This window comes from Sphingomonas sp. (assembly GCF_019746015.1).
Lineage (GTDB): Bacteria > Pseudomonadota > Alphaproteobacteria > Sphingomonadales > Sphingomonadaceae > Sphingomonas.
Map to the genome: position 1 here is coordinate 38136 of NZ_JAIESM010000035.1, position 17744 is coordinate 55879.

General features: G+C 67.0%; 24 protein-coding genes and 2 other RNA genes. 16 read left to right on the forward strand and 10 right to left on the reverse strand.

Features of this window, described 5'->3' with window-relative positions; genetic code table 11:
• Nucleotides 1-25: 25 nt before the first annotated feature.
• The 3 genes from ffs to K2Y03_RS05640 all read left to right on the forward strand — a co-directional run bounded on the left by ffs (nucleotide 26) and on the right by K2Y03_RS05640 (nucleotide 2139).
• Nucleotides 26-124: signal recognition particle sRNA small type (ffs, locus tag K2Y03_RS05630), an RNA gene on the forward strand.
• A gap of 48 nt (nucleotides 125-172) precedes the next feature.
• Complete coding sequence (locus K2Y03_RS05635; protein ID WP_294089195.1) at nucleotides 173-1819, forward strand: DNA polymerase III subunit gamma/tau; 1647 nt, start codon at nucleotides 173-175, stop codon at nucleotides 1817-1819.
• Entirely contained in the window at nucleotides 1816-2139 is a 324-nt protein-coding gene (locus tag K2Y03_RS05640; protein WP_294088982.1) for a YbaB/EbfC family nucleoid-associated protein, read from the forward strand. The genes K2Y03_RS05635 and K2Y03_RS05640 overlap by 4 nt, the downstream gene beginning before the upstream one ends.
• Before the next feature lie 177 nt (nucleotides 2140-2316).
• On the opposite strand, the gene mtgA is transcribed toward K2Y03_RS05640, so the two are convergent.
• From mtgA to K2Y03_RS05655, 3 genes are all read right to left on the reverse strand, one after another.
• A complete protein-coding gene (mtgA, locus tag K2Y03_RS05645) occupies nucleotides 2317-2994 on the reverse strand; it encodes a monofunctional biosynthetic peptidoglycan transglycosylase (protein WP_294088984.1) in 678 nt (225 codons plus the stop codon).
• 67 nt (nucleotides 2995-3061) lie between these two features.
• On the reverse strand, nucleotides 3062-3964 hold the full coding sequence (gene rpoH / locus K2Y03_RS05650; protein ID WP_294088986.1) for an RNA polymerase sigma factor RpoH: 903 nt from the start codon (nucleotides 3962-3964) through the stop codon (nucleotides 3062-3064).
• A 74-nt stretch (nucleotides 3965-4038) separates the two neighbouring features.
• Nucleotides 4039-4989, reverse strand: coding sequence for an RluA family pseudouridine synthase (locus tag K2Y03_RS05655; protein ID WP_294088989.1), 951 nt, complete (start codon nucleotides 4987-4989; stop codon nucleotides 4039-4041).
• 18 nt (nucleotides 4990-5007) lie between these two features.
• On the opposite strand from K2Y03_RS05655, the gene K2Y03_RS05660 reads away from it, so the two are divergent.
• The 12 genes from K2Y03_RS05660 (at nucleotide 5008) to K2Y03_RS05715 (ending at nucleotide 14260) form a co-directional block, all read left to right on the forward strand.
• Complete coding sequence (locus tag K2Y03_RS05660; protein ID WP_294089200.1) at nucleotides 5008-5490, forward strand: M67 family metallopeptidase; 483 nt, start codon at nucleotides 5008-5010, stop codon at nucleotides 5488-5490.
• Nucleotides 5487-6131 (forward strand): histidine phosphotransferase family protein, encoded by a 645-nt coding sequence (locus K2Y03_RS05665; protein WP_294088990.1) that lies wholly within the window; start codon nucleotides 5487-5489, stop codon nucleotides 6129-6131. Before K2Y03_RS05660 ends, K2Y03_RS05665 begins: the two co-directional genes overlap by 4 nt.
• Nucleotides 6132-6191: 60 nt before the next feature.
• Entirely contained in the window at nucleotides 6192-8528 is a 2337-nt protein-coding gene (locus tag K2Y03_RS05670; RefSeq protein ID WP_294088992.1) for a chemotaxis protein CheW, read from the forward strand.
• Nucleotides 8528-8959, forward strand: coding sequence for a chemotaxis protein CheW (locus K2Y03_RS05675; RefSeq protein ID WP_294088994.1), 432 nt, complete (start codon nucleotides 8528-8530; stop codon nucleotides 8957-8959). The genes K2Y03_RS05670 and K2Y03_RS05675 overlap by 1 nt, the downstream gene beginning before the upstream one ends.
• Nucleotides 8960-9020: 61 nt before the next feature.
• Nucleotides 9021-9386, forward strand: coding sequence for a response regulator (locus K2Y03_RS05680; RefSeq protein ID WP_294088996.1), 366 nt, complete (start codon nucleotides 9021-9023; stop codon nucleotides 9384-9386).
• Nucleotides 9387-9408: 22 nt separating this feature from the next.
• Nucleotides 9409-10479 carry a chemotaxis-specific protein-glutamate methyltransferase CheB gene (gene cheB / locus K2Y03_RS05685; protein ID WP_294088998.1) on the forward strand — a complete coding sequence of 357 codons (1071 nt, stop codon included), beginning with the start codon at nucleotides 9409-9411 and terminating at the stop codon, nucleotides 10477-10479.
• A 38-nt stretch (nucleotides 10480-10517) separates the two neighbouring features.
• Nucleotides 10518-11330 (forward strand): protein-glutamate O-methyltransferase CheR, encoded by an 813-nt coding sequence (locus K2Y03_RS05690; RefSeq protein ID WP_294089203.1) that lies wholly within the window; start codon nucleotides 10518-10520, stop codon nucleotides 11328-11330.
• Between the two features lie 41 nt (nucleotides 11331-11371).
• Entirely contained in the window at nucleotides 11372-12262 is an 891-nt protein-coding gene (locus K2Y03_RS05695) for a DMT family transporter (RefSeq protein ID WP_294088999.1), read from the forward strand.
• Nucleotides 12259-12972, forward strand: a complete 714-nt coding sequence (locus K2Y03_RS05700) for an N-acetylmuramoyl-L-alanine amidase (RefSeq protein WP_294089000.1) — start codon at nucleotides 12259-12261, stop codon at nucleotides 12970-12972. Before K2Y03_RS05695 ends, K2Y03_RS05700 begins: the two co-directional genes overlap by 4 nt.
• Nucleotides 12973-12982: 10 nt before the next feature.
• Nucleotides 12983-13366, forward strand: an RNA gene (gene rnpB / locus K2Y03_RS05705) — RNase P RNA component class A.
• Between the two features lie 52 nt (nucleotides 13367-13418).
• Nucleotides 13419-13955, forward strand: a complete 537-nt coding sequence (locus K2Y03_RS05710) for a J domain-containing protein (protein ID WP_294089001.1) — start codon at nucleotides 13419-13421, stop codon at nucleotides 13953-13955.
• Complete coding sequence (locus K2Y03_RS05715) at nucleotides 13940-14260, forward strand: hypothetical protein (RefSeq protein ID WP_294089002.1); 321 nt, start codon at nucleotides 13940-13942, stop codon at nucleotides 14258-14260. Before K2Y03_RS05710 ends, K2Y03_RS05715 begins: the two co-directional genes overlap by 16 nt.
• Here K2Y03_RS05715 and K2Y03_RS05720 read toward each other — a convergent pair.
• Entirely contained in the window at nucleotides 14250-14906 is a 657-nt protein-coding gene (locus K2Y03_RS05720; protein ID WP_294089005.1) for a DUF4197 domain-containing protein, read from the reverse strand. The two genes, K2Y03_RS05715 and K2Y03_RS05720, sit on opposite strands and share 11 nt — an antisense overlap.
• Nucleotides 14907-15051: 145 nt before the next feature.
• On the opposite strand from K2Y03_RS05720, the gene K2Y03_RS05725 reads away from it, so the two are divergent.
• Nucleotides 15052-15831: an SDR family oxidoreductase gene (locus K2Y03_RS05725; RefSeq protein WP_294089007.1), complete on the forward strand. Its 780-nt coding sequence runs from the start codon at nucleotides 15052-15054 to the stop codon at nucleotides 15829-15831.
• Here the strand turns inward: K2Y03_RS05725 and K2Y03_RS05730 are convergent.
• The 6 genes from K2Y03_RS05730 to K2Y03_RS05755 are packed head-to-tail and all read right to left on the reverse strand — an operon-like array spanning nucleotide 15828 to nucleotide 17717.
• Entirely contained in the window at nucleotides 15828-16235 is a 408-nt protein-coding gene (locus K2Y03_RS05730) for a SufE family protein (protein WP_294089010.1), read from the reverse strand. The genes K2Y03_RS05725 and K2Y03_RS05730 overlap by 4 nt on opposite strands.
• Before the next feature lie 24 nt (nucleotides 16236-16259).
• The gene (locus tag K2Y03_RS05735; protein WP_294089012.1) at nucleotides 16260-16502 is read right to left on the reverse strand and encodes a hypothetical protein; all 243 of its coding nucleotides are present in this window, start codon (nucleotides 16500-16502) and stop codon (nucleotides 16260-16262) included.
• A gap of 5 nt (nucleotides 16503-16507) precedes the next feature.
• Nucleotides 16508-16753, reverse strand: a complete 246-nt coding sequence (locus tag K2Y03_RS05740; RefSeq protein ID WP_294089015.1) for a hypothetical protein — start codon at nucleotides 16751-16753, stop codon at nucleotides 16508-16510.
• Between the two features lie 40 nt (nucleotides 16754-16793).
• A complete protein-coding gene (locus tag K2Y03_RS05745; protein ID WP_294089016.1) occupies nucleotides 16794-17063 on the reverse strand; it encodes a hypothetical protein in 270 nt (89 codons plus the stop codon).
• 10 nt (nucleotides 17064-17073) lie between these two features.
• On the reverse strand, nucleotides 17074-17406 hold the full coding sequence (locus tag K2Y03_RS05750) for a hypothetical protein (RefSeq protein WP_294089018.1): 333 nt from the start codon (nucleotides 17404-17406) through the stop codon (nucleotides 17074-17076).
• Between the two features lie 14 nt (nucleotides 17407-17420).
• Complete coding sequence (locus tag K2Y03_RS05755; RefSeq protein ID WP_294089205.1) at nucleotides 17421-17717, reverse strand: hypothetical protein; 297 nt, start codon at nucleotides 17715-17717, stop codon at nucleotides 17421-17423.
• Nucleotides 17718-17744: the final 27 nt, after the last annotated feature.

Here is a 17744-nt window from a genome sequence, read left to right on the forward strand (position 1 = left end):
CAAGACAAAGCTGGCCCATATGGGCGCCGGGAGTCGGGCGGACGGTGCCGTCGCCAACCTGGTCAGGTCCGGAAGGAAGCAGCCACAACGATTTCAGCAACGGGTCGTTCCGGCTCCCACCTTTTCCCCATGCTTGCGGTTTGGCCCGGCGGCGCCATAGATGGCGGCTGAGATGGCCGATTCCTTCCTCGACCTGGGCGAACCGCCCCAGCCGCCGCGCGCGGAGGCTTACCGCGTGCTGGCGCGCAAATACCGGCCGAGCAATTTCAACGAGCTGATCGGGCAGGATGCGATGGTGCAGACGCTCGCCAACGCCATCCGGCGCGGGCGGCTGGCGCATGCCTTCCTGCTCACCGGCGTGCGCGGGGTGGGCAAGACATCCACCGCGCGGCTGATCGCCAAGGCGCTGAACTGCATCGGCCCCGATGGCACCGGCGGCCCCACCATCGACCCGTGCGGCGTGTGCGAGCCGTGCCGGGCGATTGCCGAGGGGCGCCATATCGACGTGATCGAAATGGACGCCGCCAGCCATACCGGGGTCGATGATGTCCGCGAGATTATCGACGCGTCGCGCTATGCCGCCGTCAGCGCGCGCTACAAGATCTACATCATCGACGAAGTTCACATGCTGTCGAAGAACGCGTTCAACGCGCTGCTGAAGACGCTGGAGGAGCCGCCGGCGCATGTGAAATTCCTGTTCGCCACGACCGAGGTGAACAAGGTGCCGGTCACCGTTCTCTCGCGCTGCCAGCGCTTCGACCTGCGGCGCATTCCGGCCGAAAAGCTCGCCGCGCATTTTGCCGAGGTCTGCCGGCTGGAAGCGGTGGAGGCGGAAGCCGAGGCGCTGGCGCTGATCGCGCGGGCGGCGGAGGGCTCGGCGCGCGACGGGCTGTCGATCCTCGACCAGGCGATTGCCCATGCCGGGCTGGAAGGCGGCGGCGTGCGCGCCGACATGGTGCGCGAGATGCTGGGCCTGTCGGACCGGGGCGCGACGCGCGATCTGTTCGCGCTGGTGTTGGCGGGTGACGGGCCGGGCGCGCTCGCTGCGCTGCGCCGGCAATATGACCTGGGGGTCGATCCGCTCGCGGTGCTGCGCGCCTGCCTGGAAACGGTGCATGCGGCGACGCTCGCCAAGGTCGGCGCGGCGCCCGATGCGGCACAACCGGCCGAGGAACGCGCCCAGCTGGAGCAATGGGCGCAGGGCCTGTCGTTCGCGGCGCTCCACCGGCTGTGGCAGCTGCTGCTGCGCGGGCATGAGGAAGTGGCGCGGGCCGCTTTGCCGATCGAGGCGGCGGAAATGGCGCTGCTGCGCGTCATCCACGCCGCCAGCCTGCCCGATCCGGCCGATCTCGCGCGGCAGCTGGCGGGCGGGGCAAGTGCCGCCCCGGCCGCTGCGCCGGTGGCGCCCGCACCAGCCGCTGCCCCGGCGCCCACGGCCCGGAACGCGCTGCCCGAAAGCTTTGCCGAGGTGCTGACGCTGCTCGATGCGGGCAACCGGCTGCGGCTGGCCGGCACGCTGCGCGTCGCCGCGCGCGTGGTGAGTTACGCGCCGGGGCGGATCGTGCTAAGCTCGGCATCGCCGCTGCCGGCCGATCTGCCGCGCGAGCTGGCCGAGGCGCTGAAGGCGATCACCGGCACGGCCTGGCAGGTGGACACGGCGGACGCACCCGGCGCACCGACACCGCAGGAAGCGGCGGCCGCAGCCCAGGCGGCGGAACTCGACTGGGTGAAGCAGCAGCCGGTCGTGAAGGCGGCGCTGGCCGCGTTCCCGGCGGCGGAAGTGATCGGCTGGGAAATCGGGCAACGGAGTGTGCCATGAAGGGTATCGAAGAAGCGCTGGCCATGGCGCAACAGGTTCAGGCCGAATTGCAGCGCGCGCAGGCAACGCTCGACACGATCGAGGTTGAAGGTGTGGCCGGCGGCGGGCTGGTGAAGGTGCGCGCGACGGCGAAGGGGCATGTGATCGCGGTGGAAATCGACTCGTCGCTGCTCCAGGCCAGCGAAAAGCAGATGGCCGAGGATCTGGTCGCCGCGGCCTTCAACGACGCGCGCGCCAAGGCCGATGCGGCTTCCAGCGCGGAAATGGCGAAGATGACGAGCACCATCCCCCTGCCGCCGGGGTTCAAACTGCCGTTCTGAGGTGGGGTGCGGCGCGTGGGGCACTAGCGCCAAGAGATCAGATTGGCACACGCCGGTTCGCCAAACCCGTCACCCCGGGCTTGACCCGGGGTCCCGCTGCCTTTGCAACCGTGAATAAGCGGGACCCCGGATCAAGTCCGGGGCGACGACAGGGGCAATACGCGCGCCCTGTGTTCCCTATCGCAGGCACGCATCGAGCGCGTCGCGGCGGACGATGCCGGCGCGGCGGCGGATCGCGCCGCCATGGCGCCGGGTGAAGCCGGTCGGCGCCACCGCCGCGCGCTTTTTGGGCAGCGGCAGCACGGCGGCAATCCGCGCCGCCTCCGCCAGGCTCAGCTCGCTGGCATCATGCCCGAAATAGCGCTGCGCCCCGGCATTCACGCCGTACGTGCCGATGCCCGTCTCGGCGATGTTCAGATAGACTTCCATGATCCGCTTCTTGCCCCAGATCGTCTCGATCAGGACGGTGAAATAGGCCTCGAACAGCTTGCGGACATAGCCGCCGCCCTGGATGAGGAAGGCGTTCTTCGCGGTCTGCTGGCTGATCGTCGAGCCGCCGCGGATGCGCCCGCCCTGCCGGTTGCGCTGATAGGCCTGCTCGATCGCCTGCACATCAAAACCATTATGCTGGCAGAAGCGCGCATCCTCACCCGCAATCACCGCGCGCGCCATGTTCGGGTCGATCCGGTCGATCGGCATCCAGCTCATTGTGATGCTGTGGCCGCCCAGCAGATCGCCGATCATGGTGAAAGTGATCGGCGGATTGACGAAGCGATACGCCAGCACCCACAGCAGCGAGACGATCACGAAACCGACGACAAGGCGGACGAGCAGACGGAGCAGGCGCACGATCATGCCCCGCTCGCTGCCACGAAGCGGGGTAGGGTGGCAAGCCGGTGCTGCTGGTCGCGTGGCGGTGGCGCTACACCCGCGCGAGCAGGCGGTTTTCGCCGGCCAGCCGCATCATCGCCTTTTGCAGCTTTTCAAAGGCGCGCACCTCAATCTGGCGGACCCGCTCGCGCGAGACGCCATAGACCTGGCTCAGTTCCTCCAGCGTCTTGGGATCGTCGGTCAGCCGGCGTTCGGTCAGGATGTGGCGCTCGCGGTCGTTGAGGCTTTCCATCGCCGACACCAGCATTTCGTGGCGCACATCGGCTTCCTGCGCATCGGCCACGCGCTCGTCCTGCAGCGGGGCCTCATCGGCCAGCCAGTCCTGCCACTGGCCCTCGCCATCCTCGCGCAGCGGCACGTTCAGGCTGGTGTCACCGCCCAGCGCCATGCGCCGGTTCATGCTGGTCACCTCAGCCTCCGACACGCCCAAATCCTTGGCGATCTTGGCCAGATCCTCGGGGCGCAGGTCGCCATCGTCGAACGCGTCAAGCTTGGCCTTCATCCGGCGAAGGTTGAAGAACAGCTTCTTCTGGGCAGCGGTGGTGCCCATCTTCACCAGGCTCCACGAGCGCAGGATGAATTCCTGGATCGACGCGCGGATCCACCACATCGCATAGGTCGCCAGGCGGAAGCCGCGATCGGCCTCGAACTTCTTCACGCCCTGCATCAGGCCGATATTGCCTTCCGAAATCAGCTCCGAAACCGGCAGGCCATAGCCGCGATAGCCCATCGCAATCTTGGCCACCAGGCGTAGATGGCTGGTGACAAGCTGGGCCGCTGCCTCGGGATCGCCATGCTCCTCGAACCGCTTGGCGAGCATATATTCCTGCTCCGCCGAGAGGATCGGAAACTTCTTGATCTCGGCAAGGTAGCGGTTGAGGCTGGCCTCTCCGCCCAGTGCGGGGATCGTCGCCGGGACGTTGCCGCTTGCCATGATCGATACTCCTTCCCTTTACCTGTCCGGAAAACCGCAGGGCGGGATGGTGCCCGCCGCCGGTTTCCTACTCCTTAAAACATGAGGCTATCGCGCAGCGTGCGCATGTCACTGGGCATTTCGCTGTCGAACGCTAAAGCGTTACTTGTCACCGGGTGAATGAACCCCAGATGAGCAGCGTGCAATGCCTGTCGCTGGAAACCCAGCGTTGCCAAAATCTCTCTGCACGCGGGTTTCCTGTTAGCATAAACCGGGTCTCCCAGCAATGCGTGGCCGATTGAGGCCATGTGCACGCGCACCTGGTGCGTGCGCCCGGTTTCCAGCCGGCATTCGACCAGCGCGGCATCGGCCAGCGGCGCCAGCAGCCGGTAATGCGTGACCGCGCGCTTGCCGCCGGCGACGATCGCCATCTTCTTGCGGTTGGCGGGAGACCGGCCGACCGGCGCATCCACCGTGCCCGATGCCGGGTTGGGCCGCCCGCCGACGATGGCCAGATAGCGCCGTTCGATGCTGTGCGCCGCGAACTGGCGCGCCAGCCCTTCATGCGCACGGTCGGACTTGGCGGCGACCAGCAGGCCCGAGGTATCCTTGTCGATGCGGTGGACGATGCCCGGCCGGGCAACGCCGCCAATGCCGGAGAGCTGGCCGCGGCAATGGTGGAGCAGCGCGTTGACCAGCGTGCCATCGGCATTGCCCACCGCCGGATGGACGACCATGCCGGCGGGCTTGTCCACCACGATCAGATGCTCGTCCTCATAGGCGATGCTGAGCGCGATCGGCTGCGCTTCGTTGCCGCTGGCGACGGGCGGGGGCAGGGTGATGTGAAAGGCCTGGCCGGCCACAGCCTTGCGCGAGGGGTCCGTCGCCGGCCGGTGGCGCTCGTCGGTAACATGGCCCTGCAGGATCAGCGCCTTCAGCCGCTCGCGGGATACGTCGGGAAGCGCATCGGCCAGCGCTCGGTCCAGCCGGACGCCATCCGCGCCCGACCCGATCCGAACCTGCAAACTGGCGTCCCCTGACTGCATTGGGCTAGCGATGTGGGCATGGTGTTGGAGATATCAAGCCGGGCGCTGGACGCCATCATGCATGAGGCGAGCCGTGACCCGGCGCGCGAGGTGTGCGGCCTGTTGCTGGGGCGGGGCAGCAGCGTGACGGTGGTGGTGCCGTGCCGCAACGTGGCGGCAGACCCCGCGCGCCGGTTCGAGATCGACCCCGCCGCGCTCATCGCCGCGCACCGGGCCGCGCGCGACGGTGGCCCGGCGGTGATCGGCCATTATCACTCGCACCCCGGGGGCGCGGCCGCTCCATCATCCGCCGATACCGCGATGGCCGCGCAGGATGGCGCGATCTGGCTGATCCTGGGCGCGGGCGAAATCGCCGCTTGGCGCGCGCAGCTTGTCCCCGGTCAGGCTGCCGTCATGGTGCCGATTGCGATTGCCACGCGCGCAGACAGTTGCACGAGCGTCATGGCTTCGCCAGAAGGGCGCAATCCATTTTGCGACGAAGATAGGCTTTCCCTTCCATGACGATCAGCCCGGTCGATTTCGCCAGCCTGCTCTGCTCCCGCCTGTGCCACGACTTGTTGAGCCCGGTCGGCGCGCTCAACAATGGCATCGAGCTGCTCGCCGACGAGCATGACCCCGAAATGCGCCAGCGCTGCCTGGAACTGCTGAGCGAAAGCGCGCGGGCTTCCGCCAACAAGCTGAAATTCTTCCGCCTGGCGTTCGGCGCAGCGGGCGGCTTTGGCGAAACGGTCGATTCGCGGGAAGCCCGCGCCGCGATCGAGGGGCTGTTTGGCGAGAATGGCCGGGTGAAGATTGGCTGGCTGGTCGAGGAATCGGTGCTGCCCAAGCCCGCGATCAAGGTGCTTCTCAACCTGTCGCTGCTGGCCGGCGATGCGCTGGTGCGCGGTGGCACGCTCGATATCGGCGCCGAACATGCCGCCGACACGATCGAAATCGTGGTGCGGGGCGAGGGGCCGCGCATCATCCTGGATGCCGAGTTGCGCAATGCGCTTTCGGGCGGGGGCGATCAGGGCATTGTCACGCCGCGCGCGGCGGCCGCCTATCTGGTGCGCGCGCTGGTGGAGGAAAATGGCGGCACGTTGCAGGTTTCACCGCCTGATGCGCCCATCCTGCTGTTCGGTGCGGCTTTTCGCGTGCGGTAAACCGCGCTTTAACCACCACCGGTCCACATCTGCCCGGCGTCGACAAGAGCACCGGGTTTCATGGACGATCTGCTGCAGGAATTCATAGCCGAAACGCGCGAAACGCTTGAGTCGCTCTCAGGCGAGATCGTGATGTGGGAAGCGCAGCCCGGCGACCGCCAGCGGCTCGACGCGATTTTCCGCTTCGTGCACACGGTAAAGGGCAGCTGCGGCTTTCTGGATCTGCCGCGCCTGCTGCGGCTGAGCCATGCGGCCGAGGATGCGCTGGCCGCCGTCCGGTCCGGCAAGCGGGTGCCCGATACCGCACTGGTCAACGCCGTGCTCGCGATTGTCGACCGGATCGGCGAAATCATTGAGGCAATCGACGCAGGCGCCGCGCTTGACGATTCGGGCGAGGACCTGCTGATCGCCGCCCTTGCCGAAGGAAGCGACGCCGCCCCAGTTGCCCCCAACGGCCAGATGCCGGCCCCAAACGCGCATCGCGCGCCGACACGTTCGGTCCGCCTGAACGTCGACCTGCTCGACCGGATGATGAACGGCATGTCCGACATGGTGCTGGCGCGCAACGAGCTGGCCCGCCGCCTGCGCGCGGGCGTGCTCGAACCGGCGGTCGAGGCAGCGCTGGAGCGGCTGTCGATCACCGTTGCCGAAATGCGCGAAACCGTCACCCGCACGCGCATGCAGAAGATCGACGCGCTGTTCTCTGCCCTGCCGCGCATGGTGCGCGATACCGCCGCCGAGCTGGGCAAGCTGGTGCATCTGTCGGTCGATGGCGCAGACGTGGAACTTGACCGCGAAATGATCGAGATGATGCGCGACCCGCTGGTCCACATCATCCGCAACGCCATCGACCATGGCATCGAATTGCCGGATGTGCGCCGCGCCGTCGGCAAGCGCGATTATGGCTGGCTGTCCGTCTCCGCGCGCCAGTCCGGCAATCAGATCATCATCGAAATCGCCGATGACGGCCACGGCATCGATACCGAACGGCTGGTCACGAAGATGGCGGCCATGTCCGGCCGCAGCGAGGCCGAACTGCGCGCGCTGCCCGAACGCGCCAAGCTCGACCTGGTGTTCGAGCCGGGCCTGTCGAGCAAGAGCGAGGCCACCAGCATTTCCGGCCGCGGCGTCGGCATGGATGTGGTGCGCGCCAATATCGAACAGATTGGCGGGCGGATTGACCTGATCAATTCCCCGGGCAAGGGGCTGGTGATCGCCATTCACGTGCCGCTGACGCTGTCGATCATCTCCACCATCGTCGTCGCGACGCAAGGCCAGCGCTTTGCGGTCGCGCGCCAGTCCATCGAGGAAATCGTCACGGTGCGCGGCGACACCATCCGCGTCGACATGCTGGGCGATACCGCGATTGCCACCGTGCGCGACCGGCGCCTGCCGATGATCGCGCTGGGCCAGCTGCTGGGCATCGACAAGACGGAGACACCACCCGAAAAGCTGGCCGTCGTCAGCATTGCCGGCGGCAGCTATGCGCTGGCGGTGGATGAGGTGCTGGACGCTGAAGAGCTGGTGATCAAACCCGCCGCCCCGGCATTGATGGCAACCGGTCTCTATGCCGGGCAGACGCTGCCCGACAGTGGCCTGCCGATGCTGCTGCTCGATTGCTCGGGGCTGGCCCAGGCCGCCGGGCTGCAGTTCGGGCGTGAGACGGCCAAGCCCGAGCTGCCCGAAGAGGTTACCCAGAGCGAACCCGGCCAGGCCGCCTTGCTGTTCATCGACCTTGACGGCGAACGTCGTGCTGCGCCGCTCGAAGTGATCGAACGCGTGGAACCGGTCGATACCGCCGATATCCGCTTCGCCGGCGGCAAGCTGCGCCTGTCGATCGGCGACGATATCGTGCCGCTGGCCACCATTGCCGGCCGCGAGAGCGCCGAGCAGATCCGCCGCCGTGCAGAAATCAGCGTGCTGCGCATTGCCGATGGCGACCGCGAGATCGGCTATGCCATCGGCGAGGCACTGGACATCGTCACCCTGGGCAACACGTTGCTGCCGGCGCGCCATGCCGGGCCGGTGGCTGGCGTGGTGTCGATTGACGGCGAGCAGGTCGAAGTGATCGACGTGCACTGGCTGTTCGCCCTGTGCGCCGATGATGGCCCGGTCGACACCGCGCCGCTGTGCCTGTTCACGGGAGAGCAGGCATGGTGGATGGACAATTTCCTGCGCCCCGTGATCGAGGCCGCCGGCTATCGCGTGGCCACCGCGCTGGTCGAGGGCGAGACGCCCAGCGTTGCGCTGGCGATGGCGGACGATGTGGTCGACGTGCCGGTGCCTGTCGTGCGGCTGCGCACAGAAGCGGCGACCCTGGGCGCCACCGACAGCATCTATCGTTATGACCGTGCAGGCCTGCTTCAGGCGATTGAAGCACGGGCAAGGGGGGCGTGATGAGCGAGCGGCTGTTCCTGATCGCGCGGATCGCGGGCCGCACTATCGCGATCGATTCCGATCAGGTTGAATCGGTCGTCGATATTGGCGCCATTACGCCCGTACCGCGCGCCAGCGCGTCGGTGCGCGGGCTCGCGGCGCTGCGCAGCCGGGTGGTAACGGTGATCGATACCAGCGTCTGCCTGGGTTTTCCCCCGCCGGAAACACCGCCGGGCCGGGCCGTCATCACTTATGGTGACGGGCATCACTATGCGGTCCTGGTGGAGGCGCTGGAGGATATTGCGGTCTATCCCGTGGCGCCGCTTTCCGGCGGCATCTCGATCGAGGGCGGCTGGGCGCGTGCAGGGTGCGGCGTGGTGGACCGCGATGGCGACCCGGTTCTCGCCATCGATCTGCGCGCCATTCTGCCCGGCCTGGCGCTGGCGGCGTGAGTTAACGCGAATCTCAGACTTTTCAGGCAGCACGGCCAAGGTGCTACAGCAGGGGCTCACGATGAAGACGTGTCTGGTGGTTGATGACTCCAAGGTGATCCGCAAGGTTGCGCGCCATATTCTGGAAACGCTCAACTTCCAGGTGAGCGAGGCTGGCGACGGGCGCGAGGCGCTCGACAGCTGCCGCGCGGCGGTGCCCGATGTCATCCTGCTCGACTGGAACATGCCGGTGATGAGCGGCATGGAGTTCCTGCGCGCACTTAAGGAAACCGATATCGGCCACAAGCCCAAGGTCGTGTTCTGCACCACCGAGAACGACATGGCCTATATCCGCGCCGCAATCGAAGCGGGCGCGGACGAGTATGTGATGAAGCCGTTCGACCGCGAAACGCTGGAAAGCAAGCTTCAGATGGTCGGCGTCGCCTGAGCGGGGGCGAGGGAGAAGACGCATGCCACCCGCCCGCAAGGCTGCCCAGGTCGCCACGCCCAAAGGGCCGGCGCCGGCCCGCATCCTGATCGTCGACGATTCGGCCGTTGCCCGCGCGGTGATCGGCAAATGCGTTGAAGCAAACCCGCGCTTCACGGTGGCAAGTGCGGTGTCGGACGTGCCGGCCGCGCTTTCGTTTCTTGCCCATAACCGGGTCGACATCATTCTGCTCGACGTTGAAATGCCCGGCATAGACGGGTTGACGGCGCTGCCGGACCTGCTGCTCGCCAGCCACGGCGCGCGCGTCATCGTGGTGTCGTCCATCTGTGCCGAAGGCGCGACCGCGACGATCCATGCCCTATCGCTGGGCGCGGCAGACACGCTGGTGAAGCCCGGTGTCGGCGGGCTGCTCGGCAAGTTCAGTGAAGTACTCGACGAAAAACTGTCGCGCCTGGTCGACAGCGGCGATCATCTCTCCGCTGCGCCGGCAAGCCCGCCCAAGGCGGCGCAACGCGGCGATTTCGACCTGATCGCGATCGGCGCATCCACCGGCGGCATTCACGCGCTGAGCCAGTTACTGCGCGCCATTCCGGCCGAATGCCGGGTGCCGATGCTGATCACCCAGCATCTGCCGCCGTCGTTCATGCCCTATTTTGCGGCACAGATCGCTGTGCTGGCGGGGCGCCCGTGCGACGTGGCGACAGAGCATATGCCGGTCCAGCCCGGCCGCATCGTGATTGCGCCGGGAGAGGCGCATCTGGGTTGCGTGCGCAGCGGCGACCGGCTGACCGTGGCGCTCAGCACCGAAAAGGCAGTCAGCGGCTGCATGCCCTCCGTCGACCCGATGTTCAACGCGGTGGCCGAGGCCTGTGGCGCCCGCGCGATGGGCGTGCTGCTGTCGGGCATGGGCCGCGATGGCGCAATCGGCGCCCAGCGGCTGTCGGCAGCCGGCGGCGTCATCGTTGCCCAGGATCAGGCAAGCTCGGTGGTATGGGGCATGCCCGGTGCGGTAGCCAAGGCCGGGCTTGCCCATGCGGTGCTGCGGCCCGAAGAAATCGGTCGGCTGATCGCCACGCAGCGGAGGCCCGCATGAGCCCGCGCGAGCGGCTCCACATGCCGCCGACCCAGGCGATGCATGTCCTGTCGGCGCTGCTCGAACAGCATACCGGGCAGCAGATTGCGCCCAACCGCACCTGGCGCATCGAAACCGCGCTGAAGCCGGTGCTGCGCGACCGTGGACTCGCTTCGCTCGACGAACTGGTAGCGGCGATGCTGCGCGACCAGAGCGGCCAGATTGCCGCACAGGCGGTGGACGCGCTGTTGAACCAGGAAACCTCCTTCTACCGCGATGCCGGCGTGATCGAGACGGTGGCCGGCGCGGTGGAGGCTTTGGCGGCGACGCTCAATCGGCGCGTATCGATCTGGTCGGCAGCCTGCTCGACCGGGCAGGAGCCGCTGTCGCTCGCCATGCTGTTTGCCGAACGCAGCCAGAAAGCACCCTGGCTTGAGCCCGAGATCCTGGCGACTGATGTTTCCGAAACCGCGCTCGGCCGCGCACGTGCTGGACGATATTCGCAATTCGAGATCCAGCGCGGCCTGCCGATCCGCAAGATGGTGGACTGGTTCAGCGCCGAAGATACCGACTGGGTGGCCCGGCCCGAGTTGGTGCGCCGCATCTGCTTTCGTCGCCACAATCTGGTCAGCGATCCGCCGCCGATTGGCCGGTTCGACATCATCCTGTGCCGCAACGTGCTGCTTTATCTCTCACCCGAACTGCGCCGCCGCGTGTTCGAGCGGCTGGCCAGTGCCATCCGCCCGGGCGGCCTGCTCGTGCTGGGCGCAGGCGAAACCGTGATCGGCCAGAGCGAGGCCTTCGTCCCCTCTGCCACCTATCGCGGTTTTTACGAGCCGGCACCGCCCGCGCGCACCGCCAACGCCGCCTGACGGTTTACTTTCGCGCGCGCTGCCCCCAAGCCTTGGCGCGCATGGAGCAAGTCAATCGCAGCCCCGCCTTCGGCCCCTTCGATCTGGGCGTCGTGGTGATGATGAACATCCTGTGGGGCCTCAACATCATTGCCGTGAAGCAGTCGGTCGACCTGATCGCGCCGCTTACTTCCGCCTTCCTGCGGCAGGCAATCGTGTTTGCGGTGTGCGTCTCGTGGCTGCGGATCGTGCCGGGGCGGATGCTGGCGCTCACCGCGCTTGGCGTGCTGCTGGGTGCGGCCTTCTACATCGCGATCAACCTGTCGCTGGCCATGGCGACCAATGTCGGCGCGCTGGCGATTGCCGGGCAGCTGGGCGTGCCGTTCGCGCTCATTCTGGCAATCATCGTGTTCGGCGAGCGGATCCGCTGGCCGCGCCTGATCGGCATCTTGCTGTCGCTGGGCGGGGTGGGGGTGCTGGTGTTCGATCCGGCCGCGCTGACCGAGATACCGGCAATCGGGCTGACGGCGCTGTCCAGCCTCATCTGGGCGATCGGCTCGCTCATCCAGCGCCAGCTGCGCGGCGTGCCGGTGCTGACCATCTATGCGTGGATCGGGCTGTGGGGCACGCTGTGCCTGGGCATCATGGCCTGGCGGTTGGAGCCGGCCACCTTCGCTTCAATTCCGCGCATTCCACTGGGCACGATGGGCTGGGTGGCGTTTTCCGCAATCGGCTCCACACTGGGCGGGCATGGCGCGATGAGCTGGCTGCTGCAGCGGCACCCGGTCGCCACGGTCACACCGATGACGCTGGGCGCGCCGGTAATTTCGGTCTTTACCGCCGCCTGGTATTTCGGCACCCCTGTAACCGGTATCATGTTACTTGGCGGGACGATGGCAATGGCGGGCGTGGCGATCGTCACAATCAGGACGGCTCAGGCGGGCAGGCCATGAGCAGCGAGTGGCTGGGCGACCTTGAGGTTCATCTGGCGCCGTCCCCCAATTTCGACGAGCGCAAGCTGCCCGTCACCATGATCGTGCTGCATTACACCGGCATGCCCGATTTCGAGGGCGCACTGGCCCGGCTGCGCGACCCGGAGGCCAAGGTGTCGTCGCATTATCTGGTGGCGGAGGATGGCAATGTGTTGCGCCTGGTCGATGAGGACAAGCGCGCCTGGCACGCCGGCAAATCGCACTGGCGCGACTGGGACGATGTGAACAGCGCGAGCATCGGCATCGAAATCGTCAATCCCGGCCATGAATTCGGCTATCGCCCCTTTCCCGACGAGCAGATGGCTTCCGTCGTGCAGCTCGTTTCCTCGATCAAGGAACGCTACGGCATCACCCGCGGCAATGTCGTCGGCCATTCGGACATTGCCCCGGCGCGCAAGCGCGACCCCGGCGAGCTGTTCCCATGGCACGCGCTGGCCCGCCTGCGGCTGGCGCTGCCCCGCCCGACCCGCAACCTGATGGACCCGCACTGGACCGAAAGCGGCTTCCTGCTCGCGCTGGAACGCTTCGGCTATGACGTGACCGATCCGATGGCGGCGATCATGGCGTTCCAGCGCCGCTTCCGCCCCGAGCTGATCGACGGCGAGATCGATGCCGAGTGCCGCATGATCCTGCTCGCGCTGCTCTTGCCAAAGCCGCAAGGGGACGAGTAACGCAAATCCGCCAGAAGGTCGGGCGGCCGCGAGCAGCATGCTGTTCGAGGAAAGTCCGGGCTCCACGGAAACAACGGTGCCGGATAACGTCCGGCGGGGGCGACCCCAGGGACAGTGCCACAGAGAGCAGACCGCCGCCCATGGGCGGCAAGGGTGAAAGGGTGCGGTAAGAGCGCACCGCGCGGCTGGTAACAGGCGCGGCACGGCAAACCCCACCGGGAGCAAGACCGAATAGGGGCGGCACGGTGCCTTTCCGGCACCAGGGCATGTTCCGGCCCGCTGCCCGGGTTGGTTGCTTGAGGGCCGGGGCAACCCGGCTCCTAGAGGAATGGTCGCCCATCCCGGCGCGCAGGCGACGGGGGGACAGAACCCGGCTTACAGACCTTCTGGCATTTTTTTGGCGCCGCGCGTGTTGCGCTGGGCGCCCATTCGCCTAGATGGCGGATATGGCACGCGGCACTCGATCGGTGGACTGGGGTTTCCCGCGCTGGCGCGGCTATGGCGCTGCGAGCGAGGCGCAGAAGGTGCGGCTGTGCGACCGGCATGGCTGTGACTTACCTGGCAACTGCCCCGCGCCCAAATCGCCCAACAGCCCGGAACGCTGGTATTTCTGTGAGCGGCACGCGGCCGAATATAATGCCGGCTGGAATTATTTCGAAGGATTGAGCGCGGAGGAAGCCGCCGCGCGCGAAGCGGCCGAGGCGCGCGACGCCTCAGGCTATGCCGAGGCACGCCATTATGGCTGGGGCGGGCCGGGTGACGGCACTCGCTCGCGCGACGAGATGCGCGCGCTTGAAGTGCTGGAGCTGGAGGCGGATGCCGATTTCGACGCGGTGCGCGCAGCCTGGCGCCGGCTGGCCAAGGCGAGCCACCCCGATGTGAAGCCCGGCGATGCCGAGGCGGCCAAAAGATTCCACGCGATCCAGGCCGCCTATGACGTGCTGCGCACGGCCGAGGAACGGCGGACGTGGAAACCGGCCTGAGCCGGGGGCGCGGCGCGCGGCAGAAAATCCTTGTCTGCGCCACCTGCCAGCAGCGGCTGGGGACCGGTTTCGGCAGGAACGGCCGGCAGACGCTGGCGCGCGCGCTGAGAGCCCATCTGGGGATCAGCCGCTGGTGGCGCCGGCGGGCAACCGCAAAGGTGGAGGTGGTGGAGGTGAAATGCCTTGCCGCCTGTCCGCGCGGGGCGGTGACGGTGGCGAATGCTGCGCGGCTCGACCGCTGGCGCATGGTGCCGCGCGGCGCAGACCTTGCAGCACTGCTCGATCAGCTCGACATCACTGCCTGATCGCGCCGCCCAGCAAAGCCTTGCCCGCGCCCAGCGGATTGGCGCGCAGCCGCGCTTCCTCGGTGCCCATATATCTGAAGATGCCGTCGAGCGCGCCGCCGGTGACATGATCGGTCAGCCCGTCGCGGTTGATGCCCAGCCCGCTCAGCAACCCGCCGGTGCTGCTCTTGCCCAGCCGGTCGAGCAGGCCGAACGCGCCGGTCGACCCCAGTGCGGTCAGCACCAGTGGGCGCAGCCGGGTCTGCAATTCGCCGCCCGCGCTCTGGCGCAGATAGCGGCTGGCACCGTCATTCGCGCCCACGATACGCGGCACATCGGCGAGCGTCATCCGGCTGATCGCGGCGCGGAAGATGGGCTTTGCCTCGCGCGCCGCAGCGCCGGCGGCATCGTTCATGCTGCGCTGAAGGCCGTTGGTCAGCCCCGCGCTGTCCGCCAGCCGGAGCAGCCCGCCAGCATTTCTCAGCGGCCCGGGCAGGCCGATCCGGATCGCTTCATCGGCAAAGAAGGCGCCCGGCTTGCCCAGCTTGTCGAGCGCCGCGTCCGACGCGCTGCCCAAAAGGTTCAATATGCCCAAACCCTGTGCGGAAAGCGGCGCCGCGAACGGCAGCATCACCAGCCCCACCACCAGCCGACGACGATCGATCATGTCAGACTCCCCGGTTACGAACCGGCCGGATGCTATCACAGCGAAGCACCGCTTTTGCAGCCCTTTATGCGCCAGCCGGCCAGAAGTGCCGCACCGCCATGGCGCCATTTGCCCGCCGCCGCGCGCGCAGCTATAGCCTGCGCCCATGCTACGTCTGAAGGACAAGATCTGCGTCGTCACCGGCGCGGCGCGGGGCATCGGCCGCGCCATTGCTGCACGCTTCCATGACGAGGGCGGCACCGTGATGCTGACCGACATCGATGTGGAGGCCGGCACGCGCGCGGCCGCCGAGATCGGCTGTCGCTTTGAGCCGCTCGACGTGCGCGAGGAGCAGGACTGGGCGCGGCTCGCCGCTGTGGTGCCGGTTGCCGATGTCGTGGTGAACAATGCCGGCATCACCGGCTTTGAAGAGGGCATCACCGCGCACGACCCCGAACATGCCAGCCTTGCCGATTGGCGCGCCGTGCACCGCGTCAACCTGGACGGCACGTTTCTGGGCTGCCGCTATGCCATCGTGGCGATGAAGGCCAAGGGCAGGGGGTCGATCATCAACATCTCGTCGCGCTCCGGGCTGGTCGGCATTCCCGGCGCGGCTGCCTATGCATCGTCAAAGGCAGCGATCCGCAATCACAGCAAGACGGTCGCGCTCTATTGCGCGCAGCAGGGCTGGGCGATCCGCTGCAATTCGATCCACCCGGCAGCCATTCTGACCGGCATCTGGGAGCCGATGCTGGGCGACGGGCCAGACCGGGCGGAAAAGATGGCGGCACTGGTGGCCGACACGCCGATGAAGCGCTTTGGCCTGCCCGAGGAAGTGGCGGCAATCGCCGCGATGCTGGCGTCGGACGAAGCGGCCTATATCACTGGTGCCGAACTCAACATTGATGGCGGGCTGCTCGCCGGCTCCGCTGCATCGCCGGGCTAGGCCGAAAAGCGCGCGGCCGTCTCGCGGATCAGCGCGATCATGTTGGGGATGCCCTGCGTCCGGTTGGAGCTGAGCTGGTTGCGCAGGTCGAACGGGGCGAGCGCCGCGCCGATATCGGTCGCCAGAATATCGGCCGGGTGCGCATCCTGCACCACCAGCAGCACCAGCGCGATGATGCCCTTGGTGATCGCGGCGTTGGAATCGGCCAGAAAGTGCAGCCGGCCATCGTCGCGCCTGGTGGGATAGACCCAGACCGAGGCCGAACAGCCCCGCACCAGCGTTGCGTCCGTCTTCAGCGCCGCCGGCATCGGCTCCAGCGTGCGGCCGAGATCGATCAACAGGCGGTATCGATCATCGGCGTCCAGAAAATCATATTCGGCGAACAGGTCTTCGATGCGGCTCATGGCCGCCCGCTAGCGGGGTGGGCCTTAAAGGTCCACCCCGGCGGCGATCGCTTCCAGCTTGCGGATGCGCTCGCGCAGGTCAGCCAGTTCGATCCGCGCGCTGGCCTGGGGCAGGGCGGGGCCTTCGTCGCGGTTACCGCGCGAAAGCTCCTGGTGCTTCAGCTGCAGCCAGCCGCGCCAGCCCGCCAGCGCCGCCAGCGTCACCATGGCCAGCGCCGCCAGCCCGGCCGTCGCGAGCGTTACGTAAAGGATGGGTTCGGTCGTCATCGGGGTCAGCTCCGGTCACGCAGCGCTTCAATCTCGCGGTTGAGCTTGGCGCTGAGGGTGTTGTCATCGGTTGCCAGTTTTTCGAGCACGGCGACGCGCTCTTTCAGCGTGCGCACCTCGTCGCGCAGCATCACGGTTTCGCGGCTATCGGTCACCTGCGGGCGGCCGCTCGACGCTTCATACCGGGCACGCAGCACTCGGGCGACGGTGACGATCAGCACGATCATCACCACCATTGCATAGGCGTTCATTGTGATACTCCGTCGCAAAAAGCCTGGTTGAAACCCTGCTTCAGTTCAGCGGCTTGTCGCGCAGCCGTTCGATCTCATCGGCAACGTTCAGGCCGCGATCGGTCACGATCCGCTCGAGCACCGCGACCCGCTGGTCGAGCCGTTCGTGGCGTGCCGTGTCCATTTCGATCCGCTGGCGCATCAGTTCGGCCTCGATCTCCATCTTGCGTTCGCGAAAGCGGATATAGGGCCGCACCACAACGCCACCGAAGATCGCCAGCAAACCGCAGCAAATGCCGAGGATGGGGATCAGGATCGGGCTGATATGCATGTCCTCCTCCTCAGTTCGTCCGGCCCCGCAGGGCCTCGATCTCACGGTCCAGGCTGTGCGCGCTGTCGGTCACGATGCGTTCGACATTGGCAAGCCGGTCCTTGATGGCCCCCAGTTCTGCGCGCAGTTGCGCGTTTTCCTGGCTCAGCAGCGCGATACGCTCACGATCGACCGACGTCGTCTGTGGGTAGATCGCCTTGCCCCAGCTGTTCTCCAGCGGATACCCGTTTTTGATCCGAAGGCGGGTCGTATAAATCCATCCGGCCACACCGGCCAGGCCGATCGACAACGCCATAATCGCAAGGAATGGCACATAGGGCAGAATTGTCGTCTCTGCGGTCATTGTCACTTTCCCTCTCAGCGCAGTGCGTCGATTTCGCGGGCGGTCCGCTCGGCGGGATCGGTGGCGATCCGCTCGAGCACGGCGATCCGCTCTTCCAGCCGGCCGATCTGCCCTTTCAGGCGCTCATTCTCGCTGGACAGCAGCTCGATCGCGCGGTCAGCCTCCGGTCCGTTCAGCTTGGCGGCAACATTGCCACCCCATTCATTTTCCAGCGGATAGCCGTGGCGGGCCCTGATCCAGCTGGTGATCACCCAGCCCATCGTCGAGATGCCGATGATCGCCAGGACAAAGAATTGGCCAGAACTCATGATTTTCCTCCCCAGGAACTGCGGGCTGGC

Bases quoted from the DNA above. Each gene is read 5' to 3' on its own strand.
- K2Y03_RS05680 (WP_294088996.1), top strand. From the start codon at position 9,021: ATGAAGACGTGTCTGGTGGTTGATGACTCCAAGGTGATCCGCAAGGTT.
- K2Y03_RS05675 (WP_294088994.1), top strand. From the start codon at position 8,528: ATGAGCGAGCGGCTGTTCCTGATCGCGCGGATCGCGGGCCGCACTATC.
- K2Y03_RS05710 (WP_294089001.1), top strand. From the start codon at position 13,419: ATGGCACGCGGCACTCGATCGGTGGACTGGGGTTTCCCGCGCTGGCGC.
- K2Y03_RS05640 (WP_294088982.1), top strand. From the start codon at position 1,816: ATGAAGGGTATCGAAGAAGCGCTGGCCATGGCGCAACAGGTTCAGGCC.
- K2Y03_RS05730 (WP_294089010.1), bottom strand. From the start codon at position 16,235: ATGAGCCGCATCGAAGACCTGTTCGCCGAATATGATTTTCTGGACGCC.
- K2Y03_RS05665 (WP_294088990.1), top strand. From the start codon at position 5,487: ATGACGATCAGCCCGGTCGATTTCGCCAGCCTGCTCTGCTCCCGCCTG.
- K2Y03_RS05655 (WP_294088989.1), bottom strand. From the start codon at position 4,989: ATGCAGTCAGGGGACGCCAGTTTGCAGGTTCGGATCGGGTCGGGCGCG.
- K2Y03_RS05670 (WP_294088992.1), top strand. From the start codon at position 6,192: ATGGACGATCTGCTGCAGGAATTCATAGCCGAAACGCGCGAAACGCTT.
- K2Y03_RS05725 (WP_294089007.1), top strand. From the start codon at position 15,052: ATGCTACGTCTGAAGGACAAGATCTGCGTCGTCACCGGCGCGGCGCGG.
- K2Y03_RS05635 (WP_294089195.1), top strand. From the start codon at position 173: ATGGCCGATTCCTTCCTCGACCTGGGCGAACCGCCCCAGCCGCCGCGC.
- K2Y03_RS05745 (WP_294089016.1), bottom strand. From the start codon at position 17,063: ATGCATATCAGCCCGATCCTGATCCCCATCCTCGGCATTTGCTGCGGT.
- K2Y03_RS05660 (WP_294089200.1), top strand. From the start codon at position 5,008: ATGGTGTTGGAGATATCAAGCCGGGCGCTGGACGCCATCATGCATGAG.
- cheB (WP_294088998.1), top strand. From the start codon at position 9,409: ATGCCACCCGCCCGCAAGGCTGCCCAGGTCGCCACGCCCAAAGGGCCG.
- K2Y03_RS05720 (WP_294089005.1), bottom strand. From the start codon at position 14,906: ATGATCGATCGTCGTCGGCTGGTGGTGGGGCTGGTGATGCTGCCGTTC.
- mtgA (WP_294088984.1), bottom strand. From the start codon at position 2,994: ATGATCGTGCGCCTGCTCCGTCTGCTCGTCCGCCTTGTCGTCGGTTTC.
- K2Y03_RS05690 (WP_294089203.1), top strand. From the start codon at position 10,518: ATGCATGTCCTGTCGGCGCTGCTCGAACAGCATACCGGGCAGCAGATT.
- K2Y03_RS05700 (WP_294089000.1), top strand. From the start codon at position 12,259: ATGAGCAGCGAGTGGCTGGGCGACCTTGAGGTTCATCTGGCGCCGTCC.
- K2Y03_RS05695 (WP_294088999.1), top strand. From the start codon at position 11,372: ATGGAGCAAGTCAATCGCAGCCCCGCCTTCGGCCCCTTCGATCTGGGC.
- K2Y03_RS05750 (WP_294089018.1), bottom strand. From the start codon at position 17,406: ATGACCGCAGAGACGACAATTCTGCCCTATGTGCCATTCCTTGCGATT.
- rpoH (WP_294088986.1), bottom strand. From the start codon at position 3,964: ATGGCAAGCGGCAACGTCCCGGCGACGATCCCCGCACTGGGCGGAGAG.
- K2Y03_RS05735 (WP_294089012.1), bottom strand. From the start codon at position 16,502: ATGACGACCGAACCCATCCTTTACGTAACGCTCGCGACGGCCGGGCTG.
- K2Y03_RS05740 (WP_294089015.1), bottom strand. From the start codon at position 16,753: ATGAACGCCTATGCAATGGTGGTGATGATCGTGCTGATCGTCACCGTC.